The organism is Nonomuraea rubra (assembly GCF_014207985.1).
GTDB lineage: Bacteria > Actinomycetota > Actinomycetes > Streptosporangiales > Streptosporangiaceae > Nonomuraea > Nonomuraea rubra.
In genome coordinates this window covers 10,876,439-10,896,903 of sequence record NZ_JACHMI010000001.1, presented here as the reverse complement: position 1 = coordinate 10,896,903, position 20,465 = coordinate 10,876,439, and the positions used below count along the sequence as shown (strand labels likewise).

The window sequence follows — 20,465 nt, the reverse complement described above, 5'->3', positions numbered from 1 at the left end:
CCTACCACCCGGGGCGTACCTGGGTCATGGTGGGACCATGCGCCGTGCGATCATTCCCGCAGCAGCAGCAGTCCTCGTCTCGCTCGTGCCCGCGCCCGCCGCGCTCGCACAGCAGGCCCATACACAGGCCCATAACCAGAAGGTCCCCGTCGCCGAAGGGTACGGCGGCGCGGTGGCCACCGTCGACCTCGACGCCAGCAGGGCCGCCATCTCCGTGCTGAAGAGGGGCGGCAACGCCATGGACGCCGCGGTCGCGGCGGGCGCGGTGCTGGGCGTCACGGAGCCGTACTCGGCCGGGCTGGCCGGCGGCGGCTTCATGGTCTACTACGACGCCAGGCGGCGCGAGGTGTTCACGATCGACGGCCGCGAGACCGCCCCGCGCGCCATGACCGCCACCTCGCTGGAGGGCATCCCGTTCGAGGAGGGCGTCACCAGCGGCCTGTCGGCGGGCGTGCCGGGCACGGTCGCGAACTGGGACCTGGCCCTGCGCAGGTTCGGCACGATCTCCCTCAGGCAGGCGCTCCAGCCGGCGATCGAGGTGGCGTCCAAGGGCTTCGTCGTGGACCAGACGTTCCACGACCAGACCGCCGCGAACGCCGGCCGCTTCAAGGACATCGCCTCCACGGCCGAGCTCTACCTCCCGAACGGCGCCCCGCCGCCCGTCGGCTCCGTCTTCAGGAACCCCGAGCTCGCCGACACCTACCGCGAGCTGGGCAGGCGCGGCCCCGGCTGGCTGTACGGCGGCCAGCTCGGCAAGGAGATCGTGGCCACGGTCAAGAACCCGCCGGTCACCCCCGGCAGCACCCGCAACGTCCGGCCCGGCCTGATGGAGCTGTCCGACCTGCGCGACTACCGCGCCATCCAGCGCCGCCCCACCAAGGTCTCCTACAACGGCCTGGACGTGTACGGCATGGCCCCGCCCTCCTCCGGCGGCTCCACGGTCGGCGAGGCGCTGAACATCCTGGAGGCGCTGCCGCAGGCCGGCCTGCACGAGTACCTGGAGGCGTCCAGGCTGGCCTTCGCCGACCGCGGCAAGTACGTCGGCGACATCCCCGGCGTGCCGCTGCGCGAGCTGCTGTCCGACGGCTTCGCCAAGGAGCGGGCCTGCCTGGTCGGCGGCACCGCCATGCCGCATCCGGCCGCGCCGGGCGAGCCCGACGGCACGTACGAGGGCTGCGCTCCCCCCACGGGCACCGCCACCCCGGTCGCCCAGGAGGGCCCCGAGACCACGCACCTGGTAGTCGCCGACCGCTGGGGCAACGTGATCGCCTACAACCTGACCATCGAGTCCACCGGCGGCAACGGCATCGTGGTGCCGGGCCGCGGCGTCCTGCTCAACAACGAGCTGACCGACTTCACCTTCGGCCCCGCCCCCGGCGACCCGAACCTGCCGGGCCCCGGCAAGCGGCCGCGCTCGTCGATGGCACCGACGCTGGTGTTCGACGACGGCAGGCCGGTGCTGGCGGCCGGCTCGCCCGGTGGCTCCACGATCATCACGACCGTGCTGCAGATCCTGCTCAACCGGTACGAGCTCGGCATGAGCCTGCCCGACGCGCTCGCCGCGCCGCGCGCCACCCAGCGGAACACCGCGCAGACCCAGGCCGAGCAGGGGTTCCTGGACCTGTACCGCGCCGAGCTGGAGGCCAAGGGGCACAGCTTCGTGCTGAACCCGGAGATCGGGGCCGCCACGGCGCTGGAGTTCCTGAGCAGGAACCGGGTCCAGGCCGTGGCCGAGCCGTCACGCCGCGGCGGCGGCAGCGCGATGGTGGTCTCCCCTAGTAGATGAGCTCGTAGGCGCCGGGCTTCACCCTCCGCGTACGCGCCCAGTACTCGAAGGTGAAGCCCGGCCAGATCGTCCGGTTCACCCCGTGCTCGTCCAGGTACCAGGAGTCGCAGCCGCCTGCGTTCCAGACCAGGGGGTCGAGCCGGGCCCGCAGCCGGTCGTTGAACTCCCGCTGCGCCTCCGGCCGCACGTCCACGGCCCTGGCCCGGGTGCGGGAGAGCAGGCGCAGGCACTCGACGACGTAGCGCGCCTGCGATTCGATCATGAAGACGACCGAGTTGTGGCCGAGGCCGGTGTTGGGGCCGAGGAGGAAGAACAGGTTGGGGAAGCCGGAGGTGGTGACGCCGAGGTAGGCCTCGATGCCGTCGCGCCAGGCCTCCTGGAGCTTCAGGCCGTCCCTGCCGACGATCCGCTGCTCGGTGAGCGCGTCGGTCACCTTGAAGCCGGTGCCGTAGACGATCGCGTCGGCCTGGTGCTCTGCCCCCGCCACGAGGGAGTGCTCGCGGATCTCGGTGATCGCGTCGGTCACGAGCGAGACGTTCGGCCTGGTCAGGGCCGGATAGTAGTCGCTGGAGACGAGGATGCGCTTGCAGCCGATGAGGTAGTCGGGGGTGAGCGCGCGGCGCAGCTCCGGGTCGGGGACCTGGGCGCGCAGGTGCCGGAGCGCGAGCCGCTCGTGGGCCTTCATCAGGCAGGGATCCACGGCGAAGCCGAGCGCCCTGGTCTCCAGGGCCCAGTAGATGCCGGCGCGCAGGGTCCTGGCCGCGCCGGGCAGGCGCAGCAGCCGCCGGGCGGCGGGGGAGAAGGCGAAGTCCGGCTTGGGGTGCAGCCAGGGGGCCGTGCGCTGGAAGACGGTGACGTGGCGGGCGGTGCGGGCGAGCTGGGGGACGAACTGGACGGCGGAGGCGCCGGTGCCGACGACGGCCACGCGCTTGCCGGTCAGATCCGCCGAGTGGTCCCATTCGGCGGAGTGGAAGGCGGGGCCGGCGAACGCCTCTCGCCCCGCTATTTCCGGAAATTTCGGGATGTGGAGAGCGCCGATGGCGGAGACCACCGCCTTCGGGCGCAGGGTGTCGCCGTCCTCCGTGGTGACCGTCCAGGATCTGGCGGCGTCGTCGTACTCCATGGAGACGACGTGCTTGCCGTACCTGATGTGCGGGGTGATGCCGTACTTGGCGGCGCAGGCCCGCAGGTACGCCTGGATCTCCTCCTGCGGCGAGAACATCCGCGACCAGCCGGGGTTCAGCTCGAACGAGTACGAGTACATGTGCGACGGCACGTCGCAGGCGCAGCCTGGATAGGTGTTGTCACGCCAGGTGCCGCCCAGCTCCGCGGCCTTCTCCAGGACGACGAAGTCGTGGTGACCGGCCTGTTTGAGGTTGACGGCCATGCAGATCCCGGCGAATCCGGATCCGACGATCACGATCCCTGGCTCACCCACGGGCTCCTCCCGGTCTTATTGGACGATTAGTCCAATCTAGCCGTTGCCGGGAACGACGAAAACCCGCCACGGCCCCGCGGCGGGTGAAACTGTCGGCTGTCTTACCGGAGCAGCAGGAAGGCGGCGACGCCGATGATCACGATGGCGGCGACGACCGCGATGATGGGCACGAGGGGCGACTTCTTCGGCTTGGCCTCGGCCTCCTGCTCGCGCGCGTTGGCGAACGCGCGGAAGGCCTGGGTGTTGCCCGCCGGGTCAATATGCTGGTCAGACATGGGCAGCAGCCTAGCGTGCTCGCCTGCGGCGTTTGCGTCTTTTGGCGGGATCCGTAGTGACGGGCTGATTAGGGGACCACCCCACCGGCCGGATAGCTTTGAAGCATGCTCAGGACCCTGTTCTCGCCGCGCCTCATGGGGCTGCACCTGCTCACGATCGGGGTCCTCGTGGCGTTCATCCTGCTCGGCCGCTGGCAGCTCGGCGTCTTCCAGGACTCGGGCAAGCCGCGGGCCTCCACCGACCCCGAGCCCGTCGCGGTCGCCACGCTCGCCAGGCCCGGCGCCCAGCTCGACGGCGAGTCCGTCGGCCGCAGGGTCACGGCCGAGGGTGTCTACGAGGCGGACCGCCAGCTCCTGGTCGCCGACCGGCGGGCCGACGTCGACGCCCCCGGCGGCAACGTCTCGCGCGACCACGGCTACTGGGTGCTCACGCCGATCAGGCTCGACGACGGCACGCTCATGCCGGTCGTACGCGGCTGGGTGGCCCAGGCCGGCGACCCGGGCGTCGCGGCCGTGCCGGAGGGCCGGGTCACGGTGTCCGGGCGGCTGCGCCCGCAGCAGGGCACCGACAGCGTGCAGCGGCGCGCGGAGGGCCTGCCCGCCGGCCAGGTGCAGACGGTCTCCACGGGCGAGCTGGTCAACCTGTGGACCGGGCAGCAGGTCCGCACCGGCTACCTCGTCGCGCAGCCGCCCTCGGGCTCGCTGGCCCAGGTCAAGGTGGCTCCGCCGGTGGTCGGCGGCACGCTGACGTGGCGTAACCTGGCTTACGCCGCCAACTGGTGGATCTTCGCTGGATTCGCCGTCTTCATGTGGTTCCACTTCGTACGCGACGCCGTGCGGAGCGACCGGGATCGCGGCAAGTCGTCCCCTGAGATGGTTCTGGAAGGTTAACGGTGGAATCGGCTCTCAAGCCCTTCCGGGTGCTCGCGTACGTGGTCGGGGTCATGCTGCTCGTGCTCTGCGTGGGCATGGTCCTGAGGTACGGCTTGGGTGAGCCGTCCCTGTCGCAGACGATCGCCCCCATCCACGGCGGGCTCTACATGATCTACCTGATCGCGGTCATGAACCTGGGCATGAAGGCGCGCTGGTCGTGGCCGTACATGGCGGGCATCATGCTCGGCGGCACGGTGCCGTTCCTGTCCTTCTACGTGGAGAGAAGGGTGACCCAGCGCGTGCAGGCCGCGCTGGCCGCGGCGGAGGCCTGAGGCCCCCGCCGCGAGGCAGGGCTCAGCGGCCCCGGTTCAGTGGCCGATGCCGCGCCTGCGGGCCCTCTTGAGCCGCTCGCGCTGAGACGGGTCGAGCATGAGATAGCCGACCACCGGAGCGGCGACCACGCCGAGGACGACCAGTAGCGTGACCCAGCCCCATCCGAAGACGATCAGCGAGAGCAGGACCGCGGCGCCTGCGCCAATGGCGTACTTCTGTATCGGCGACATCCAACTTCCTCCGAACGCGGAGCGCACGCCCCGCCTCTCCCACATTCTGCGTCGCCTGTCCAACGTGTGAACCCATCGCTGAGGTTCCACACGCGATGTATCGCAATTGTTGTGCAGGCGTTCAAGCTCGCTCGACGGCGACCGCGAGCAGCTCCCGGCGCAGCTCGTCCACGGTGGGGCGGTGCGCCGGGTCGCCCGACAGCAGCCTGAACAGCACGGGAGCCAGCGCTCCCGCCCTGGTCAGCGGCGCTCCCGGCGCGGGCGGTGAGCCCTCGACGGCCGTGAAGAGCGTGGCGCCGAGCGACCACAGATCCGCGGCCAGGGTCGCGGCGCCCTCCGGGGCCGTGTAGGCCGGGAGCGTTCCCGACCTCGGCAGCGGCGTCAGCCGGGCCTGCCCGGAGTCGTCCACGAGCACGTTCCCCGGCTGCACCCCGCCGTGGAAGCCGCCGCACGTCACCAGCCGGTCCAGCACGGCCAGCCCGATCGCGGCCACCCGGGCGGGCGGCAGCGGGCCCGACGCCTCGACCACCGCGTCCAGCGGCCGGTCCACCGCCAGCCGGTCGAGCGTCTCGCGCACCACCTCCACCGGCGGCGGCCCCGACGGATGCAACATCGCCCTGACCAGCGACCTGAACGGATCCGCGCCCGCGGCCGGCACCTGACCCGGCGGCCGGCCCTCGACCGCGAAGTGCAGCGTGGCGGCCAGCGACCACAGGTCGGCCGAGGGCAGCATGCTCAGGCTGGGCGCCCCGAACCCGGACAGCACCGCCCGCCCCGTCGCGGTGAGCAGCACGTTGCCCGGATCGACCCGGCCGTGCACGATCCCCGCCCCGTGCGCGGCGCTCAGCGCCGACAGGACGCAGACGCCGACCCTGGCCGCCTGCGGGATCGGCAGCGGGCGGCGCGAACGCACGGCCTGCTCCAGCGACACTCCCGAGACGAACTCCATCACCAGCCACGGCACGCCGCTCTCGACCAGCACGTCCAGCACCCGCACCACCGACGGATGCCGCAACCCGGTGGCCCTGCGCGCCTCGAACAGGGCGGAGTCGCGCAGCTCAGGCGGCACCCGCAGCTCCCTGACCGCGACGTCACGGTGCTCCGCCTCGTCGAACGCCAGGCGCACGGACCCCGCGCCCAGCGGGTTCAGCAGCCGGTAGCGGCCGCTCAGCTTCCTGACCTCAGCCATGGGACACGCACGCCGACGTCATGCCGAGCCGCCCGCCAGCCAGCTCTCGTGAGCCTCGTACACCTTGCGCCAGAGCTTGTCCTTCTCCCCGTCGCTCACGTCGTCGAGCGGCAGCAGGAAGACGTCCGCCAGCGCCGCGTAGTAGTCGCGCGCCGTGCCCAGCGTGACCGAGTGCGCGCCCCTGCCCAGGCGGGTCAGGGCCAGCCCGCGCAGGATGTCCGCCCCGTACGCGTCCCGCCGCAGCACCGTCGCCACCCGCACGAACCCCGACGTCGGGGACGTGGTCAGCTCCACGTGCTTGTCCGCGAACGCCGACATCTCCACCGGAGCCATCCCGAAGTCCATGCCTTCGAACGACCCGCTCGGATCATGGTCGAACCGCCACCCGCCGGGCGCCACCTCCGACGGCCGCAGCCCGTACTCGAAGGGCCCCTGCCGGTACGTGCCCGCGACCAGCGGCAGCGGCTCGTGCAGCGCGTCGCCGAGCCCGGTGTCCACCAGCCACTCGCCGCCCGGGTTGGCGTCCGAGGGCAGGCCGCGCACGGTCAGCACCAGGTGGTTGCCGGTGACGCCCGGCTCCCGGCCGCGGGGCTGCACGCCGCCGTAGTGCCGGGTCACGTCGTAGCCGAGGGCCAGGGCGAGCTGCGAGAAGGCGCCGTTCAGGTGGTAGCAGTAGCCGCCGCGGCCTCCGATGATGCGCTCGGCGGACTCGACGGGATCGACGGTCGTGGCCCGGCCGAGCCAGATCTCCAGCGCCTCGTACGAGACCCTCTCGACGTGCGCGGCGTGCAGCGCACGCAGCGTCTCGGCGCTGATGGGAGCGGTGAGCAGGCCGGGCAGGCCGAGACGGCGAAGGTAAGCGGCGGTGTTCACCAGCCAAGTCTGCACGGTATGTGCACGAATTTGGGAGTGTCGTCTGCACAGCGCGCTTCTAGGCTTTCGTACGTGGCAGAGCAGCGACGCATCCTCGTGGTCGAGGACGACGTGACGATCGCGCTGGCCGTACGCAACCGCCTGGCGGCCGAAGGCTTCGACGTCAGGGTGGCGGGCGACGGGCAGGACGCCCTCGTCCAGTACGGCAACGCGGAACCGGACCTGGTGATCCTCGACCGGCTGTTGCCCGGGCTCGACGGCCTGGAGGTGTGCCGCAGGATGCAGGCCGCCAGGCCGGTGCCCGTGCTCATGCTGACCGCGCTCGGCGACGAGACGGACGTGCTCGTCGGGCTCGGCGTCGGGGCGGACGACTACCTCGCCAAGCCGTTCAGCATGCGCGAGCTGGTCGCCAGGATCCACGCGCTGCTGCGGCGGGTGGAGCGGGCGGCCCAGCTCGCCGCCGAGGACACCGTGATCAGGGTCGGCGAGGTCGAGATCGACACCGCCGCCCGGCGCGTGTTCGTGCGCGGGGCCGAGGCGCAGCTCACCAGGACCGAGTTCGACCTGCTGCGCCGCCTGGCCGAGCGGCCGGGACAGGTCTTCGAGCGCGACCGCCTGCTGTCCGACGTCTGGGGCTTCTCCGAGGCGGCCGCCACCAGGACCGTGGACAGCCACGTCCGGGCACTGCGCCGCAAGCTGGGCTCCGACGTCGTACGCACCGTGCACGGCGTCGGCTACGCACTGGTGCGGCGATAGGGTGCGCCGATGAACCCGCTGGACTTCCTCGGCCGGATCAAGGTCAAGCTCGGCATCGTGATCGTGCTGGCCGTGGGCACCGCGTTCGTGGTGAACGAGGTCGGCATCAACTCCGGCTTCTCCCGCGAGGTACGCATCGCGGTCGCCGTCATCCTGGCTCTGATCATGGTGCAGGTGCTGGCCATGGGCATGACCAAGCCGCTGCGCCAGATGGCCAGCGCCGCCCAGACGATCGCCAAGGGCAGCTACACCCTGCGCGTGTCGGCCACCTCCAGGGACGAGGTGGGCGAGCTGGCCAGGGCGTTCAACGCGATGGCGGCCGACCTCGGCGAGGTGGACCGGCAGCGGCGCGAGCTCGTCGCGAACGTCAGCCACGAGCTGCGCACCCCCATCACCGGCCTGCGCGCCGTCCTGGAGAACGTCGTGGACGGCGTCTCCGCGCCGGACCCCGTCACCATGCGCACCGCGCTCGCCCAGACCGAGCGGCTCGGCCGCCTCGTCGCCCAGCTCCTCGACCTGTCGCGGCTCGACTCCGGCGCGCGCCTCATCGAGGCCGAGGCCGTCGAGCTGGCGCCGCTCGTCGAGCAGGCGGTGCGCGAGGCGTCGCTGGCGCGCGAGGACGTGGCGATCCGGCCGTCGGTCCCCGCCGGCCTGGTGGTCCTCGCCGACCCCGACCTGCTGGCCCAGGTCCTGGCGAACCTCCTCGACAACGCCGTCCGCCACAGCCCGGCCGGCGGGGTGGTCACCGTCGGCGGCTCCGCGGAGGGGGCCGGGGTGCGGATCGTGGTCGCCGACCAGGGGGCCGGCATTCCGCCCTCCGCCCGGGGGCGGGTCTTCGAGCGCTTCTCCCGGCTGGACTCGGGGCGCGCGGCGGACGCGGGGGGTGCGGGGCTGGGGCTGGCCATCGTGAAGGAGATCGTCGAGCTGCACGGGGGGCTCATTCGGATCGACGACTGTGCGGGGTGCCGGATGGTCGTCGACTTACCAGGGAGGACGACGATGGCGGACGTGTCGCTGCAGGGTGGGCACGGGGCGGGGGATGAGGGGCGGGCGGAGCCCGAGGTCATGGACGTCGCGCCCGCCGAGTCCCAAGCGGCGCGGGCGGAGTCCGGCGACACCGCCGCGGACGCGTCCGACGTAGCAGCGTCTGCGGCCGGCGGGGTCGCCCCGGTGTCCGGCGTGGTCGCGTCGGCGTCCGGCGAAGGTGCGGCGGGGGTGCCCACCGGCGAGGACGCCGCGGCCCAGCCGGGCGTTCCCGCCGACGCGGCGGCCGTCGCGACGCAGGCGGCCGCCGGCGACGCGACCTCCGGTGTCGCGGCCGTCGCCGCATCGGCGCCCGACAAGAGCGGCGCAGCGCACCTGACGACCGGCGAGAGCGTCCCGGCCATCGCCATGGCGAGCGGCCCAGCGGCCAGCAGCGCGGCGGCCAGCGGCGCGGCGACGAGCGGCGCCGTGGCGAGCGCCAGCGGCCGGGCGACCGGCGGTGCTGCGGCGGGCGGCGTACTGACGAGCGCGAGCGGCGGGGCGGTGAGTGACGGGGGCGTGATCGGTGCCGGCGCGAGCGGTGCTGTGTTGAGCGGTGCCGGGGCGGCGGGCCCGGGGGTGAGGGGCACCGGGATGGCCGGGCCGGGAGTGAGTGGTGCCGGGGCGGGGCCGGGCGGGCCGGGGGTGGGGATGTACGGGCCGCCCCCGCCGCCCAGCCCCGGCGGCAACCTGGCCAGGATGCTCGGGGGCGGGGTGATCGGGCTGCTGGTCGGCTTCCTGGTGGGGATGTTCGCGGCCGTGCTGGTCAGCGTGACCGTCGGCGACGGGATGGCGTTGCTGACGCTCGTCGGCTGCACCGCGGTCCTGGGAGCCGTGGGAGCGGCCATGGGCGCCGGTTCGGGACGCAGGGCGGCGGCCGCGGCGTACCAGGCGACCGTGCCGTACAGGAGCCAGTCGGGGCCGGTCCCGCCCTACGTGCCGCCCCCGCTGTTCCCCAGGCCGGAGCTGCCCGACCCGCCCAGGTGGCTGCTGCCGGCGGCGGCGGGGGCGGGGGTGTTCGCGGCGGTGGCGCTGCCCGAGGCGCAGGTGGGGCTCGGGATCGTGCTGGTCGCGATGGTGCTGGGCGCGGCGGCGCTGCCGGCCGTGCTGCGGCGGATGACGCCGTGGACGGTGGCGTTCGGCGCGACGGCGTACTGGCTGATCTCGATGGCGGCGGTGCGCGACGCCGACTGGCTGGTCGGGATCCTGCTGGTGGCGGGGGCCGGCCTGGGCGCGCTGGCCGTCTCCGGCGCGGGCGCCGGCTGGCTGGGCGTGATCAGGGGCGGCATCTCGGTGCTGCTGGCGCTCGGCCCGGTGCCGTGGTTCCTGGCCAAGCCGCTCAAGAGGCTGACGGCCAGGCGGCGGGTGTTGCCGATGGTGGTCGCGCTGGGCATCACGACGGTGCTGCTGCTGGTGTTCGGCCTGCTGTTCGCCTCGGCGGACGCGGTGTTCGCCTCGTACGTGGAGCGGCTGACCGCCACCCCCGACTGGGCCGAGTCGGCGCCGCTCCGGATCTTCCTGTTCGCGCTGTTCGCGGTGCTGCTGGCCGCGGTCGTGCTGGTCGCGCTGCGGCCCGTGGTGGATCCCGTGGGGCCGGACACGAGGTTCAGGGTGAGCAGGAGCATCTGGGCGCTGCCGCTGTCCGCGGTGAACCTGCTGTTCGCCGCGTTCGTGGCGGTGCAGATCACGGCGCTGTTCGGCGGGAACACCCTGGTGCTGAGGACGGCCGGGCTGACCTACGCCGAGTACGCCAGGCAGGGCTTCTTCCAGCTCGTGGTGGTCAGCGTGTTCGTGCTGGCGATCGTGGCGGTGGCCGCCGGGCTGCTCAAGGTGGAGCGGCGCGAGCGCTGGCTGCTGGCCGTGCTGCTCGGCGTGCTCTGCGGGCTGACCATGGTGGTGCTCGCCTCGGCCCTGCACCGCATGAACCTCTACACCGACGCCTACGGCCTGTCCCGGCTGCGGCTGTCCGTGCAGGCCACGGTGTGGTGGCTGGGCGCGCTGTTCGCGCTGGTACTGCTGGCGGGCGCGGCGCGGCTGATGGGCCGCGGCTCCGGCTGGCTGCCCCGTACGATCGTGCTGGTCACCGGGCTCAGCCTGGGCGCGTTCGCGCTCGTCAACCCCGATCTGCGCGTCGCGCAGACGCAGGTGGAGGTGCGCGGCCCCGCGAAGCTGGACTCCGACTACCTCGGGGACCTGGGCGCGGAGGCGGTGCCCGCACTCGACCGGCTGCCGGAGCCGCAGCGCAGCTGCGTGCTCTCGGACGTGGTGAAGGCGAACGGGCTGGACCGCCCCGACCCGTGGAACGGCTGGAACCTGGCCCGCTCGCTGGCCCGCGACGTGCTGGCCGAGCGGCCGGTGCGCGAGGGGGTCGTCTGCGGTCCCCGAGCGGTCGAGCCCGTCCCTGATTAAATCCAAGGGTGACCTTCGACATAGTGATCAGCGGTGGGCGGGTGCTCGACGGCACGGGCGCCCCGCCGTACCGGGCGGACCTGGGCATCTCGGGCGACCGGGTGGCGGCCGTCGGCAGGCTCGGCGGCGCGACGGCGGGCACGGTGATCGACGCGGCGGGCCGGTTCGTCGCGCCGGGCTTCGTGGACTGCCACGCGCACGGTGACGCGGCCGTGTTCGACGCCGGCGTGCAGCGGGCGGCGCTGCGGCAGGGGGTCACGACATTCGTGCTGGGGCAGGACGGGCTGTCGTTCGCGCCGGGCTCCGCGGAGACCGTGGCCTACGCCTCGCGGTACTTCGCCGCGGTCAACGGCGCCCTGGCGGACGGGCCGCTGACCGTCGCCGGCCTGCTCGCCGGCTACGACAGGGCGGTGGCGCTGAACACGGCGTACCTGCTGCCGCACGGCACGATCCGCTACGACGTCATGGGCCCCTCGCCCGACCGGGCCGGGCCAGGCGACGTGGCGGGCATGCTGCGCCGCGTGGAGCGCGGGCTGTCCGAGGGCGCGGTCGGGCTGTCGACCGGGCTGGAGTACCTGCCCGGCCGTTACGCCGACGCCGAGGAGCTGGCCGCCCTGTGCGCGCCGCTCGGCGGGTTGCCGTACGTCACCCACATGCGCGCGTACGGCCAGCGGGCCGGCGTGGGGATGGCGGAGGTGGTGGAGATCGCCGAGCGGTCGGGCGCGGCCGTGCACGTCTCGCACCTGCACGGGCCCGCGGGCGTGCTGCTGCCGCTGGTCGAGGAGGCCCTGGGCAAGGGCGTGGACCTCACCTTCGACACCTACCCCTACCTGCGCGGCAACACGATCCTGGCGATGACCGCGCTGCCGCCGTCCGTGCCGGGGGCCGACACGGACGCCGCGCTGGAGATGATCGCCTCGGACGCGCTGGACGAGTGGTGGCCGGCCCAGAGCGCGCTCTGGCCCAGGCTGACGATCTCGCACGCGCCCGGCCTGGAGTGGGCCGAGGGGCTGACGATGCCGGCCGCGGCCGAGCGCGCCGGGACGGAGCCGGCCGCGTTCTGCCGCCGCCTCCTGACGGAGACGCGGCTGGAGGCCGGGGTCGTCATCGCCCGCCCCGACGAGGGCCCGCAGGGCGACGAGTCCGTACGCCGGATGCTCCGCCACCCCTCCCAGACCGGCGGCTCCGACGGCATCTACGTGGGCGGCCACCCGCATCCGCGCGGGTTCGGCGCGTTCGCCAGGTTCCTGGGCAGGCACGTCAGGGAGCTGGGCGACTGGACGTGGGAGCAGGCCGCGGTGCACCTGGCCGCGCATCCCGCCCGCCGCTTCGGGCTGGCGGACCGGGGCCTGCTGCGGCGCGGGTTCGCCGCCGACGTGGTGGTGTTCGACCCGGCCACGGTGGGCGACCTGGCCACCTATCCCGCACCGCGCACGCTCGCGGAGGGCGTGGACGACGTGCTCGTCTCCGGCGTACGCGTGCTGGCAGGCGGCGAGCTGACGGGTGCCACGCCGGGACGCGCGCTGCGGCCCTCGTGAGCGATAAGGTCGGAGCCGGAATCAGAGGGGGTGTTGTGCCGGCGATCCTCGGCCAGTCGGTCTTCGACGGCGGGCTCGAATTTCCCGCCATGGTGGTGCACCGGGACGCGCTGGAGCACAACGTCTCGACGATGGCGGGCTTCGTCCGCGACCACGGCATGGAGCTGGCGCCCCATGCCAAGACGCACATGTCCGCCGAGATCGCCGCGATGCAGCTCGCGGCCGGCGCGTGGGGGCTCACGGTCGCCACGCCCCGCCAGGCGGAGGCGGTCAGGGCGTTCGGGGTGGATCGCATCCTGGTGGCCAACCAGGTCGTCGACCCCGCCGGGCTCACCTGGGCCGCCCACGAGCTGGAGCGGGATCCGGGCTTCGAGTTCCTCAGCTTCGCCGACTCCAGGACGGGGATCGACATCCTCGCCGCGCACGCCGGCTCCCGGCCGTTCCGGGTGCTGGCGGAGCTGGGGCACGAGGGCGGCCGGGCCGGCTGCAGGACCCTCGACGAGCTGCTGGAGGTGGCCTCGTACGCGCAGTCCACGCCCGGCGTCGAGCTGGCCGGGGTGGCCGGTTACGAGGGCGGGCTGCGCACGGGCGACGAGGTGCGCAAGTACCTGGCCGCGTTGCAGGAGGCCGTCGAGCACGTCCGCGTCAAGAACCCGATCCTCACCGTGGGCGGCAGCCAGTGGTTCGACGTGATCGGCCGCGAGCTGGTCGCCACCCAGGCCCGGATCCTGCTGCGCAGCGGCGCCTACGTCACCCACGACGACGGCTACTACCGCGAGCGCACGCCGTTCAACCGCATCGACGGGGAGCTGCGCCCGGCCCTGGAGGTGTGGGCGCACGTGTTGTCGGTGCCGGAGCCAGGGCTGGCCATCGTGGGCATGGGCAAGCGCGACGCGCCGTACGACGAGGGGCTGCCGATCCCGCGCCGCGGCGGCGTCACGATCGTGAAGATGCAGGACCAGCACACCGTGGTCCGCGCCGCCGGGCTCAAGCCCGGTGACCTGCTGGCGTTCGGCATCTCCCATCCCTGCACGGCGTTCGACAAATGGCGAGTTCTGCCGCTGGTGGACCGGGACTACCGTGTCGTTGGCACGATAAGCACGAATTTCTAGGAGATTCAGTGAAAAAGGAGCTCCGGACCACGGAGGGCGCCGCCCCCATCGGCGCCTACTCGCAGGGAATCGTCGTGGGCGACTTCGTCTACACCTCCGGCGCCGGCCCGCTCGACCCGCAGACCGGCGAGCTCGTCGGCGACGACGTGGCCGCCCAGACGCACCGGACCATGCAGAACCTCGGCGCCATCCTGGCCGCCCACGGGCTCGGCTTCGACGACGTGGTCAAGGCCACCGTCCACCTGCAGCACCTCAAGCGCGACTTCGCCGCGTTCAACGAGGTGTACAAGTCGTACTTCAACCAGCCCTACCCGGTGCGTACCACGGTGGGGTCCGACCTGATGGACATCCTGGTGGAGATCGACTTCGTCGCGCACAAGAGCGCTTGAGGTGCGGCTGTGGACAGTTCGGTGTACGTCTTCGTCGAGGACCTGCGCGGCGAGGGCGTCGAGCGGGTGCTCGACAGGATCAGCGGTTACGGCGTGTCCGGCATCACCGTCGGCGCCGTGCACCACGCCTCCCGCGACGTCACCCCGCACGGGCTGTCCCGGCTGACGCTCCGCCACGACGGGGCGCACTTCACCCCGCAGCCGGAGCTGTTCGACGGGCTCCGGCTGGCTCCCGTGCCCGGCTACGTGGACGCCTTCGACGGCCTACGCGAGGCCTGTGCGAAACGGTCCATGAAGCTCCACGGCTGGACGGTCTTCCTGCGCAACGCCACGATCGGCACCGAACATCCCGACGTGACCGTACGCGACTGCTTCGGCGACCGCGGCTCGCTCACCGACCTGTGCCCCGCCCACCCCGACGTGCGCGACTACGCCGTCGCGCTGGCCAGGGCGGTGGCCAGGCTCGGGGTCGACAGCGTGGTGGCCGAGTCGCTGCACTTCAGGCCGCTCAAGCCGCAGCGCTCGTTCGTGCCGCTCGGGCCGATGGACGCCTACCTGTTCGCGCTCTGCTTCTGCGACTACTGCATGCGCCGGGCCACCGACCTGGGCGTGAACGCCGAGGTGGCGCGCGAGGAGTGCGCGCGCATCGTGGGCGGCGTCTTCGACGGCGACCCGCCGGCGCAGGGCGAGGTGACCAGGGCGGCGCTGACCGCGTACGCGGGGCCGGACGTCGTGGCCTACGCCCGCGCCCGCTCCGAGACGGTGACGACGCTGGTGTCCGAGGTGGCCTCGGCGGTCGCCGGCGAGGGCTCGAAGCTGGTGTTCATCGACTCGACGGGGGCGGTCAAGGGCTACACCGACGGGCTGCCGACGCCCGGGCTGGCCGCGCACGACGCCTGGCAGCTCGGGGTGGACCTGGTGGCGCTGGGCGACCTCGTGCCCGCGTTCGGGGTGCTGGCCTACGCGCGTGACGCGGCCCGGGTGGCCGACGACGTGGGGGCCTACCTGCGGTCGGTGGGTAAGGACCGCGAGGTGCGGGCCGTGCTGCGGCCCGGCTACCCCGACAGCGACTCCACCGACCGGCTGGTGGCCAAGGCCCGGGGGGCCAAGGCGGCCGGGGCGCTGGCGGTGGACTTCTACGCGTACGGGCTGGTGCCGCACCCCGTCCTCGACCGCATCCCGGCCGCGCTGTCGCTCTAGCGGCTCACGACAGGTTCTTCTGCCTGACCTGCCAGGGGCCGGAGCAGAGCCCGCAGTTCGTGCCCACGAACGCGGCCCTGGCGGCGGCGTCGCCCTTGAGCTGCCACTTCAGCCAGAGCGCCCCGACCCGGCCGAACTCGCCGCCGTTGGGCTGGGAGTAGGTGCCGAAGTGCCCCACGTCCAGGTTGCCCATGAACGCGGGCAGCCCGGCGGGCAGGCGGTTCCAGTCGTCGAGCGCGTTCTGGTAGGCGATGTCGCTGGGGCCGCCGATGAAGTAGCCGATGGGCGCGTGCAGGCGGGAGAGCTGGGCCTTGTCCAGCGCGCTCATGATGCCGCTGTTCCAGATACCAGTTGTCGTGACGCGCGGGTCGTCCGACACCTCGTATGCCTCCAGCCCGCCGCAGGACTGGCCCATCACCGCGATCTTCGTGGTGTCGATCCTGCCGCGGAGCCTGCTGGTGAGCCGGCTGTTCTCGGCGATCGCCCAGTCGATCGCGTCGATCAGCATGTCCGCGTCGGTCGAGCCGGTGCCGCCGGGGCGTCCGTTGGCGATGACCAGGAAGCCGTGGGAGGCCAGCTCCTTGAGGAAGTTCTCGAACCAGGTGCCGTCGGCGCGGCAGGCGCCGTTTCCCCAGGCCACGATGGGCAGGAGCACGCCCGTGGGCAGGGTCGCGGGCCGGTAGATCGTGTGGCGGGGCAGGCGCAGGGTGGTCTCGTAGTCGGCAGGGTAGGGTCCGGAGCCTCCCGGGGCCGCGTGCGCGGGCGCGGCAGGCACGGTCAGGATCGTGCCGGCCAGCACGATTCCCGCCCCGGCCGCGGTGACGCGTCGGATGAGCTGCCCGAGCTTCATGAATCCTCCTGGGGGTCGCTCGACTCGGTGCCGCGACCTTCGCACAGGGGGTGACCGGGATCAATGGATCACGAGCATGACTGGTGATAGTACCGATGCCGACCGTCATAGAAACGGTCGCCATTGGCGGGGGATCAGACGCCGTCGAGGAGGGCGGAGACAGCGTCGGTAGCGAAGGCGTCGTCCACCCGCAACCCCCGGAAGACCGCCCGCATCCACACGGCGCCCGCCAGCAGGTCCACGATCAGCATCGGGTCCACCGACGCCTTCAGCTCGCCCCTGCTCACCGCGCGCTCGAAGATCTCCCGCTCCCTGGCGAACCGGTCGGCGAAGAAGCGCCGCACGTCCAGCTCGGGATGGCGTACGGCGGCGCCGAGCGCGGCCACCGCGACGTCGCTGCCGGGAGGTTCGGTGAGCAGCCGCCTGACCTCCTCCACCAGCGCCACCAGGTCACCGCGCAGGCTCCCCGTGTCGGGACTGTCGAGGCCCAGCACGTCGGACTCGACCAGGGCCGCCCCCAGCAGCGCCGCCTTCGACGGCCACCACCGGTAGATCGTCGTCTTGTTGACGCCCGAGCGCTCGGCGACCCCCTCCACGGTCAGCCCGTCGTAACCCCTCTCTGCGACCAGCCGCAACGTCGCATCGAAGATCTCCTGCTGCTTCCTCGGCGCCATGCGGCTCATTCTCTCCCGGTGAACGCCGTGAGCACGCCGAGCCCGAGGTAGACGACGCCGCTGACGTGCCGCAGCCGCCTGCCCGCGCGGCTCACGCGGTTGCGCAGGGCGCCGGCGGTGAGCGCGTACCCGAGGTCCGAGATCAGTCCCAGGACCAGCAGGGTGAGGCCGAACAGCACCACCTGCAGCGCGGGCGAGCCCGCCTCCGGGCGGACGAACGGCGGCAGGAGCGCCAGGAAGAACAGCAGGGTCTTGGGGTTGAACACGTTGACCAGCACGCCTTCGAGGAACACCTTGCGCAGCGGCTGCGGCTCCGGCCGCTCCGCCTCGCCCTGCTTGCCGGTGAACGCGCGGATCGCCAGGTACACGAGGTAGGCGACGCCGGCCCACTTGATCACCGTGTAGAGCGTGGCCGACTGGGCGATCACGTACGACAGGCCCGCGGCGGCGGCCGCGATGTGCACGACCGTGCCGAGCTCCACGCCGAGCGCGCTGACGAGGCCCGCCGCCCGGCCCTGGGAGAGCCCCCTGGCGGTGATGTAGAGGTGGTTCGGCCCGGGGATGAGCACCAGGACGGCCGAGGTTGTCAGGAAGAGCAGGAAAGTGGTGGGAGATATCACGAAAGAGCAGCGTAGGATGGTCTTGGTATGTCGAAGAGGACCAATTCTCCGCCGGTTTCCCGGACCAATGCGTTGTCGGTGGGCTCTGGCATAGTTTCAGGCGTGAACGGTCTTCTCGTCGGGCGCTCCGCGGAGCTGGCAGGGCTGGTGCGGGTGCTGGCCGCCGCCGGTGACGGCGTGGCCGGGGTCGCGCTCGTCGGCGGTGATGCCGGGATCGGCAAGACCCGGCTGATCACCGAGCTGGCCGCCGAGGCCCGCGAGCGCGGGTTCAACGTGCTGGTCGGGCAGTGTGCCGAGCTCGGTGACGCGCTGCCGTACCTGCCGCTGGCCGACGCGCTGCGCGGCGCGGAGCCGGCCGTGCGCGAGGCCGCCGCCGCCCACCCCATGCTGGGGCAGCTCCTGCCGGGCACGGAGAGCGCGCCCTCGACCGGGCTCACCCAGCAGCGGCTGTTCGGCTCGCTGCTCGGGCTGCTCGCCGACGTGCAGCCGGTGCTGTTCGTCATCGAGGATCTGCACTGGGCCGACCGCTCCACCCGCGACCTGCTGGTCTTCCTCAGCCGCATGGTGCAGAGCGAGCGCGTCTGCGTCGTCGGCACCTACCGCACCGACGACCTGCACCGCCGGCATCCGCTGCGGTCCGTGCTGGCCGAGCTGAAGCGCCTGCCCACCGTGATGAGCGTGGAGCTGGGGCCGCTGCATCCGGGCGAGATGTCCGACTACGTCGCCACCCTGGGCGAGGTGGACGCCCAGGGGCTCGGCCTCATCGTCTCCCGGGCCGACGGCAACCCGTTCTACGCGGAGGAGCTGTTCGCGGCCATGGCCGAGGGCGACAGCCTGCCCGACGGGCTGGCCAGCCTGCTCATGTCGAGGGTCGAGGTGCTGTCGGAGGCCGGCCAGCGGGTGCTGCGGGCCGCCGCCGTGGCCGGGCGCCGGGTCGAGGACGAGCTGCTGCGCGAGGTGGCGGGGCTGCCGCTGGCCGAGTTCGAGGAGGCGGTCAGGGAGATCGTCTCGCGCGGGCTGCTCAAGGTGCGGGGGCACGGCTACGCCTTCCGCCACGCGCTGCTCCAGGAGGCCGTCTACACCGACCTGCTGCCGGGCGAGCGCACCCGGCTGCACGCCGCCTTCGCCCGCCTGCTCACCTCGCCCGCCGAGCTGGCCCACCACTACCTGGCCGGCCACGACCTGGCCGGCGCGCTGGCCGCCTCCGCCGAGGCGGGCAGGCAGGCCGAGCGGGTCGGCGCGCCCGCCGAGGCGCACAGCCACTACGACCGCGCTCTCGGCCTGTGGGACCGGGTGGACGACGCCGAGCGGCTGGCCGGGGAGAGCCGCGTGGAGCTGGCCTTCCGCAGTGCCGTCATGGCCGCCGACAGCGGCGACAAGCACCGGGCCGTGGTGCAGCTCCGCGTGCTGCCGCAGACGTCCGAGGTGAGCGAGCGGCTCGCCTACTACCTGTACGAGGCCGACGACCCGGCCGGCGCCATCGCGGCGGCCGAGCGCGCGGTGGAGAGCGCCGGCGACCAGGCGACGCTCGCCCGCGCCATGGCCACCCACGCCCGCACGCTGCTGTGGAGCCCGCGGCACCAGGAGGTCGAGGCGCTGGCCACCAGGGCGCTGGAGACCGCCCGCGCGGCCGGGGCCAGGGACGCCGAGGTGGGCGCCATGCTCACGCTGGCCACGTTCGTCGAGCTGCGCGGCGACCTGCACCGGGCGCACGAGCTGGTCGACGCGGCCATGTCCGAGCCCACCGGTGACCTGGCCATGGACCTGCGGGCCCGGTTCCACCACGCCCGCATCCACTACGAGCAGGGGCTGCTCGCGCACGCCGCCGAGGTGGCCGACGACGGCATCCGCATGGCGGCCGAGACCGGGCTCAAGTGGAGCACCTACGGCACCGACCTGCGGTTCCTGCGCTTCCTGATCCACTACGTGGCCGGCGAGTGGGATCAGGCGGAGGCGGTGGCGAGCGGCTTCGGCGCCAGGGTCGGCACGGTGCCGGAGGCGATCCTGTCGTCGTTCGCGCTGTTCATCGAGGTGGCGCGCGGCCTGCCCGCGGTCGAGTCCCGGCTGAGCTGGCTGCGGCCCTTCTGGTCCGATCCGCTGGCCTCGTACATGTCGAGGGGGCTGGCGGCCGAGCACGCGCTGTGGCACGGCGACCCCGCCACTGCGCTCGACCACGTACGGGCAGTGCTCGCGGGGCAGATGGACGGCGAGTCGGGGAACGTCCGGATGGCCGCCATCGGGCTGTGGGCGCTGGCCGAGCTCGGCACCACCGAGGGCGCCGACGAGTTCCGCACCCTCTCGCGGCTGGCCGTCGAGGCCGGCCCCACGGGCGACGGCGGCCACCTCGGCCCCGAGGGGCAGGCGTGGGCGCTGCGCGTGGAGGCCGAGTGGCACCGCGTGCACGGGCGGCTCGACGTGGCGGCGTGGCGCCGGGTGGTGGAGGCGTTCGACTTCGGGTTCGTTTACGAGGCCGCGCGGGCCCGATGGCGGCTGGCCGAGGCACTGCTGGCCGCGGGCGAGCGGGACGCGGCGCAGACGGAGTGGGAGCTGGCCAGGGAGGCGGCGGGCAAGCTGCGTGCCGCGCCGCTGGAGAACGCGCTGCTCGACTTCGGCCGCCGCGCCCGCTTCGGCGGCACGAGCGGCACGAGCGGCACGAGCGGCACGGGGGGCCCGGGCGGTCATGGGGATGGCGGGCTGACGGCGCGTGAGGTCGAGGTGCTGCGGCTGGTGGCGGAGGGGCTGACGAACCGGGAGATCGCGGAGCGGCTGTTCATCGCGCAGAAGACGGTGAGCGTGCACGTGTCCAACATCCTCGGCAAGCTCGACGTCTCCACCCGCACGCAGGCGGCCGCCGCCGCCCGCCGCCTGGGGCTGCTGGCGTAGCCGCCTGTGAGGGC

At 73.1% G+C, this 20,465-nt stretch carries 18 protein-coding genes; 10 read left to right on the top strand and 8 right to left on the bottom strand.

Annotated features, from left to right (window positions below; all coding sequences use genetic code 11):
• The first annotated feature begins 37 nt into the window (after positions 1–37).
• Positions 38–1,786: a gamma-glutamyltransferase family protein gene (locus HD593_RS49675; RefSeq protein WP_185109858.1), complete on the top strand. Its 1,749-nt coding sequence runs from the start codon at positions 38–40 to the stop codon at positions 1,784–1,786.
• Here the strand turns inward: HD593_RS49675 and HD593_RS49670 are convergent.
• Together HD593_RS49670 and HD593_RS49665 are read right to left on the bottom strand one after the other, a co-directional pair.
• Entirely contained in the window at positions 1,776–3,224 is a 1,449-nt protein-coding gene (locus tag HD593_RS49670; protein ID WP_185109857.1) for a flavin-containing monooxygenase, read from the bottom strand. The two genes, HD593_RS49675 and HD593_RS49670, sit on opposite strands and share 11 nt — an antisense overlap.
• Positions 3,225–3,325: 101 nt before the next feature.
• The gene (locus tag HD593_RS49665) at positions 3,326–3,499 is read right to left on the bottom strand and encodes a hypothetical protein (RefSeq protein ID WP_185109856.1); all 174 of its coding nucleotides are present in this window, start codon (positions 3,497–3,499) and stop codon (positions 3,326–3,328) included.
• A gap of 105 nt (positions 3,500–3,604) precedes the next feature.
• Between HD593_RS49665 and HD593_RS49660 the strand changes: the two genes are divergently transcribed.
• Both HD593_RS49660 and HD593_RS49655 read left to right on the top strand, forming a co-directional pair.
• The gene (locus HD593_RS49660) at positions 3,605–4,390 is read left to right on the top strand and encodes an SURF1 family protein (RefSeq protein ID WP_185109855.1); all 786 of its coding nucleotides are present in this window, start codon (positions 3,605–3,607) and stop codon (positions 4,388–4,390) included.
• Between the two features lie 2 nt (positions 4,391–4,392).
• Positions 4,393–4,704 carry a DUF3817 domain-containing protein gene (locus tag HD593_RS49655; RefSeq protein WP_185109854.1) on the top strand — a complete coding sequence of 104 codons (312 nt, stop codon included), beginning with the start codon at positions 4,393–4,395 and terminating at the stop codon, positions 4,702–4,704.
• Positions 4,705–4,740: 36 nt separating this feature from the next.
• Here HD593_RS49655 and HD593_RS49650 read toward each other — a convergent pair whose 3' ends face one another.
• The 3 genes from HD593_RS49650 to HD593_RS49640 all read right to left on the bottom strand — a co-directional run bounded on the left by HD593_RS49650 (position 4,741) and on the right by HD593_RS49640 (position 6,997).
• Positions 4,741–4,935 (bottom strand): hypothetical protein, encoded by a 195-nt coding sequence (locus tag HD593_RS49650; RefSeq protein WP_185109853.1) that lies wholly within the window; start codon positions 4,933–4,935, stop codon positions 4,741–4,743.
• A gap of 121 nt (positions 4,936–5,056) precedes the next feature.
• Positions 5,057–6,124: a protein kinase domain-containing protein gene (locus HD593_RS49645; RefSeq protein ID WP_185109852.1), complete on the bottom strand. Its 1,068-nt coding sequence runs from the start codon at positions 6,122–6,124 to the stop codon at positions 5,057–5,059.
• 18 nt (positions 6,125–6,142) lie between these two features.
• Entirely contained in the window at positions 6,143–6,997 is an 855-nt protein-coding gene (locus HD593_RS49640; RefSeq protein ID WP_185109851.1) for an arylamine N-acetyltransferase family protein, read from the bottom strand.
• 72 nt (positions 6,998–7,069) lie between these two features.
• On the opposite strand from HD593_RS49640, the gene HD593_RS49635 reads away from it, so the two are divergent.
• The 6 genes from HD593_RS49635 to HD593_RS49610 are packed head-to-tail and all read left to right on the top strand — an operon-like array spanning position 7,070 to position 15,424.
• Positions 7,070–7,753, top strand: coding sequence for a response regulator transcription factor (locus tag HD593_RS49635; protein ID WP_168008205.1), 684 nt, complete (start codon positions 7,070–7,072; stop codon positions 7,751–7,753).
• A gap of 9 nt (positions 7,754–7,762) precedes the next feature.
• Complete coding sequence (locus HD593_RS49630) at positions 7,763–11,185, top strand: DUF4153 domain-containing protein (protein ID WP_185109849.1); 3,423 nt, start codon at positions 7,763–7,765, stop codon at positions 11,183–11,185.
• An 8-nt stretch (positions 11,186–11,193) separates the two neighbouring features.
• The gene (locus tag HD593_RS49625; RefSeq protein WP_185109848.1) at positions 11,194–12,723 is read left to right on the top strand and encodes an N-acyl-D-amino-acid deacylase family protein; all 1,530 of its coding nucleotides are present in this window, start codon (positions 11,194–11,196) and stop codon (positions 12,721–12,723) included.
• Positions 12,724–12,758: 35 nt separating this feature from the next.
• On the top strand, positions 12,759–13,835 hold the full coding sequence (locus tag HD593_RS49620; protein WP_312904319.1) for an alanine racemase: 1,077 nt from the start codon (positions 12,759–12,761) through the stop codon (positions 13,833–13,835).
• Positions 13,836–13,843: 8 nt separating this feature from the next.
• A complete protein-coding gene (locus HD593_RS49615) occupies positions 13,844–14,224 on the top strand; it encodes a RidA family protein (protein ID WP_312904318.1) in 381 nt (126 codons plus the stop codon).
• Positions 14,225–14,233: 9 nt separating this feature from the next.
• Entirely contained in the window at positions 14,234–15,424 is a 1,191-nt protein-coding gene (locus HD593_RS49610; protein WP_185109846.1) for a hypothetical protein, read from the top strand.
• A gap of 4 nt (positions 15,425–15,428) precedes the next feature.
• Here the strand turns inward: HD593_RS49610 and HD593_RS49605 are convergent, their stop codons facing one another.
• The 3 genes from HD593_RS49605 to HD593_RS49595 form a co-directional block, all read right to left on the bottom strand.
• Positions 15,429–16,274, bottom strand: coding sequence for a poly(ethylene terephthalate) hydrolase family protein (locus HD593_RS49605; protein WP_185109845.1), 846 nt, complete (start codon positions 16,272–16,274; stop codon positions 15,429–15,431).
• Between the two features lie 134 nt (positions 16,275–16,408).
• Positions 16,409–16,948 carry a TetR/AcrR family transcriptional regulator gene (locus tag HD593_RS49600; protein WP_185109844.1) on the bottom strand — a complete coding sequence of 180 codons (540 nt, stop codon included), beginning with the start codon at positions 16,946–16,948 and terminating at the stop codon, positions 16,409–16,411.
• Positions 16,949–16,953: 5 nt separating this feature from the next.
• Entirely contained in the window at positions 16,954–17,568 is a 615-nt protein-coding gene (locus HD593_RS49595) for a LysE family translocator (protein WP_185109843.1), read from the bottom strand.
• A 102-nt stretch (positions 17,569–17,670) separates the two neighbouring features.
• On the opposite strand from HD593_RS49595, the gene HD593_RS64030 reads away from it, so the two are divergent.
• Positions 17,671–20,451, top strand: coding sequence for an ATP-binding protein (locus HD593_RS64030; RefSeq protein ID WP_312904317.1), 2,781 nt, complete (start codon positions 17,671–17,673; stop codon positions 20,449–20,451).
• The last annotated feature ends 14 nt before the right edge of the window (positions 20,452–20,465 follow it).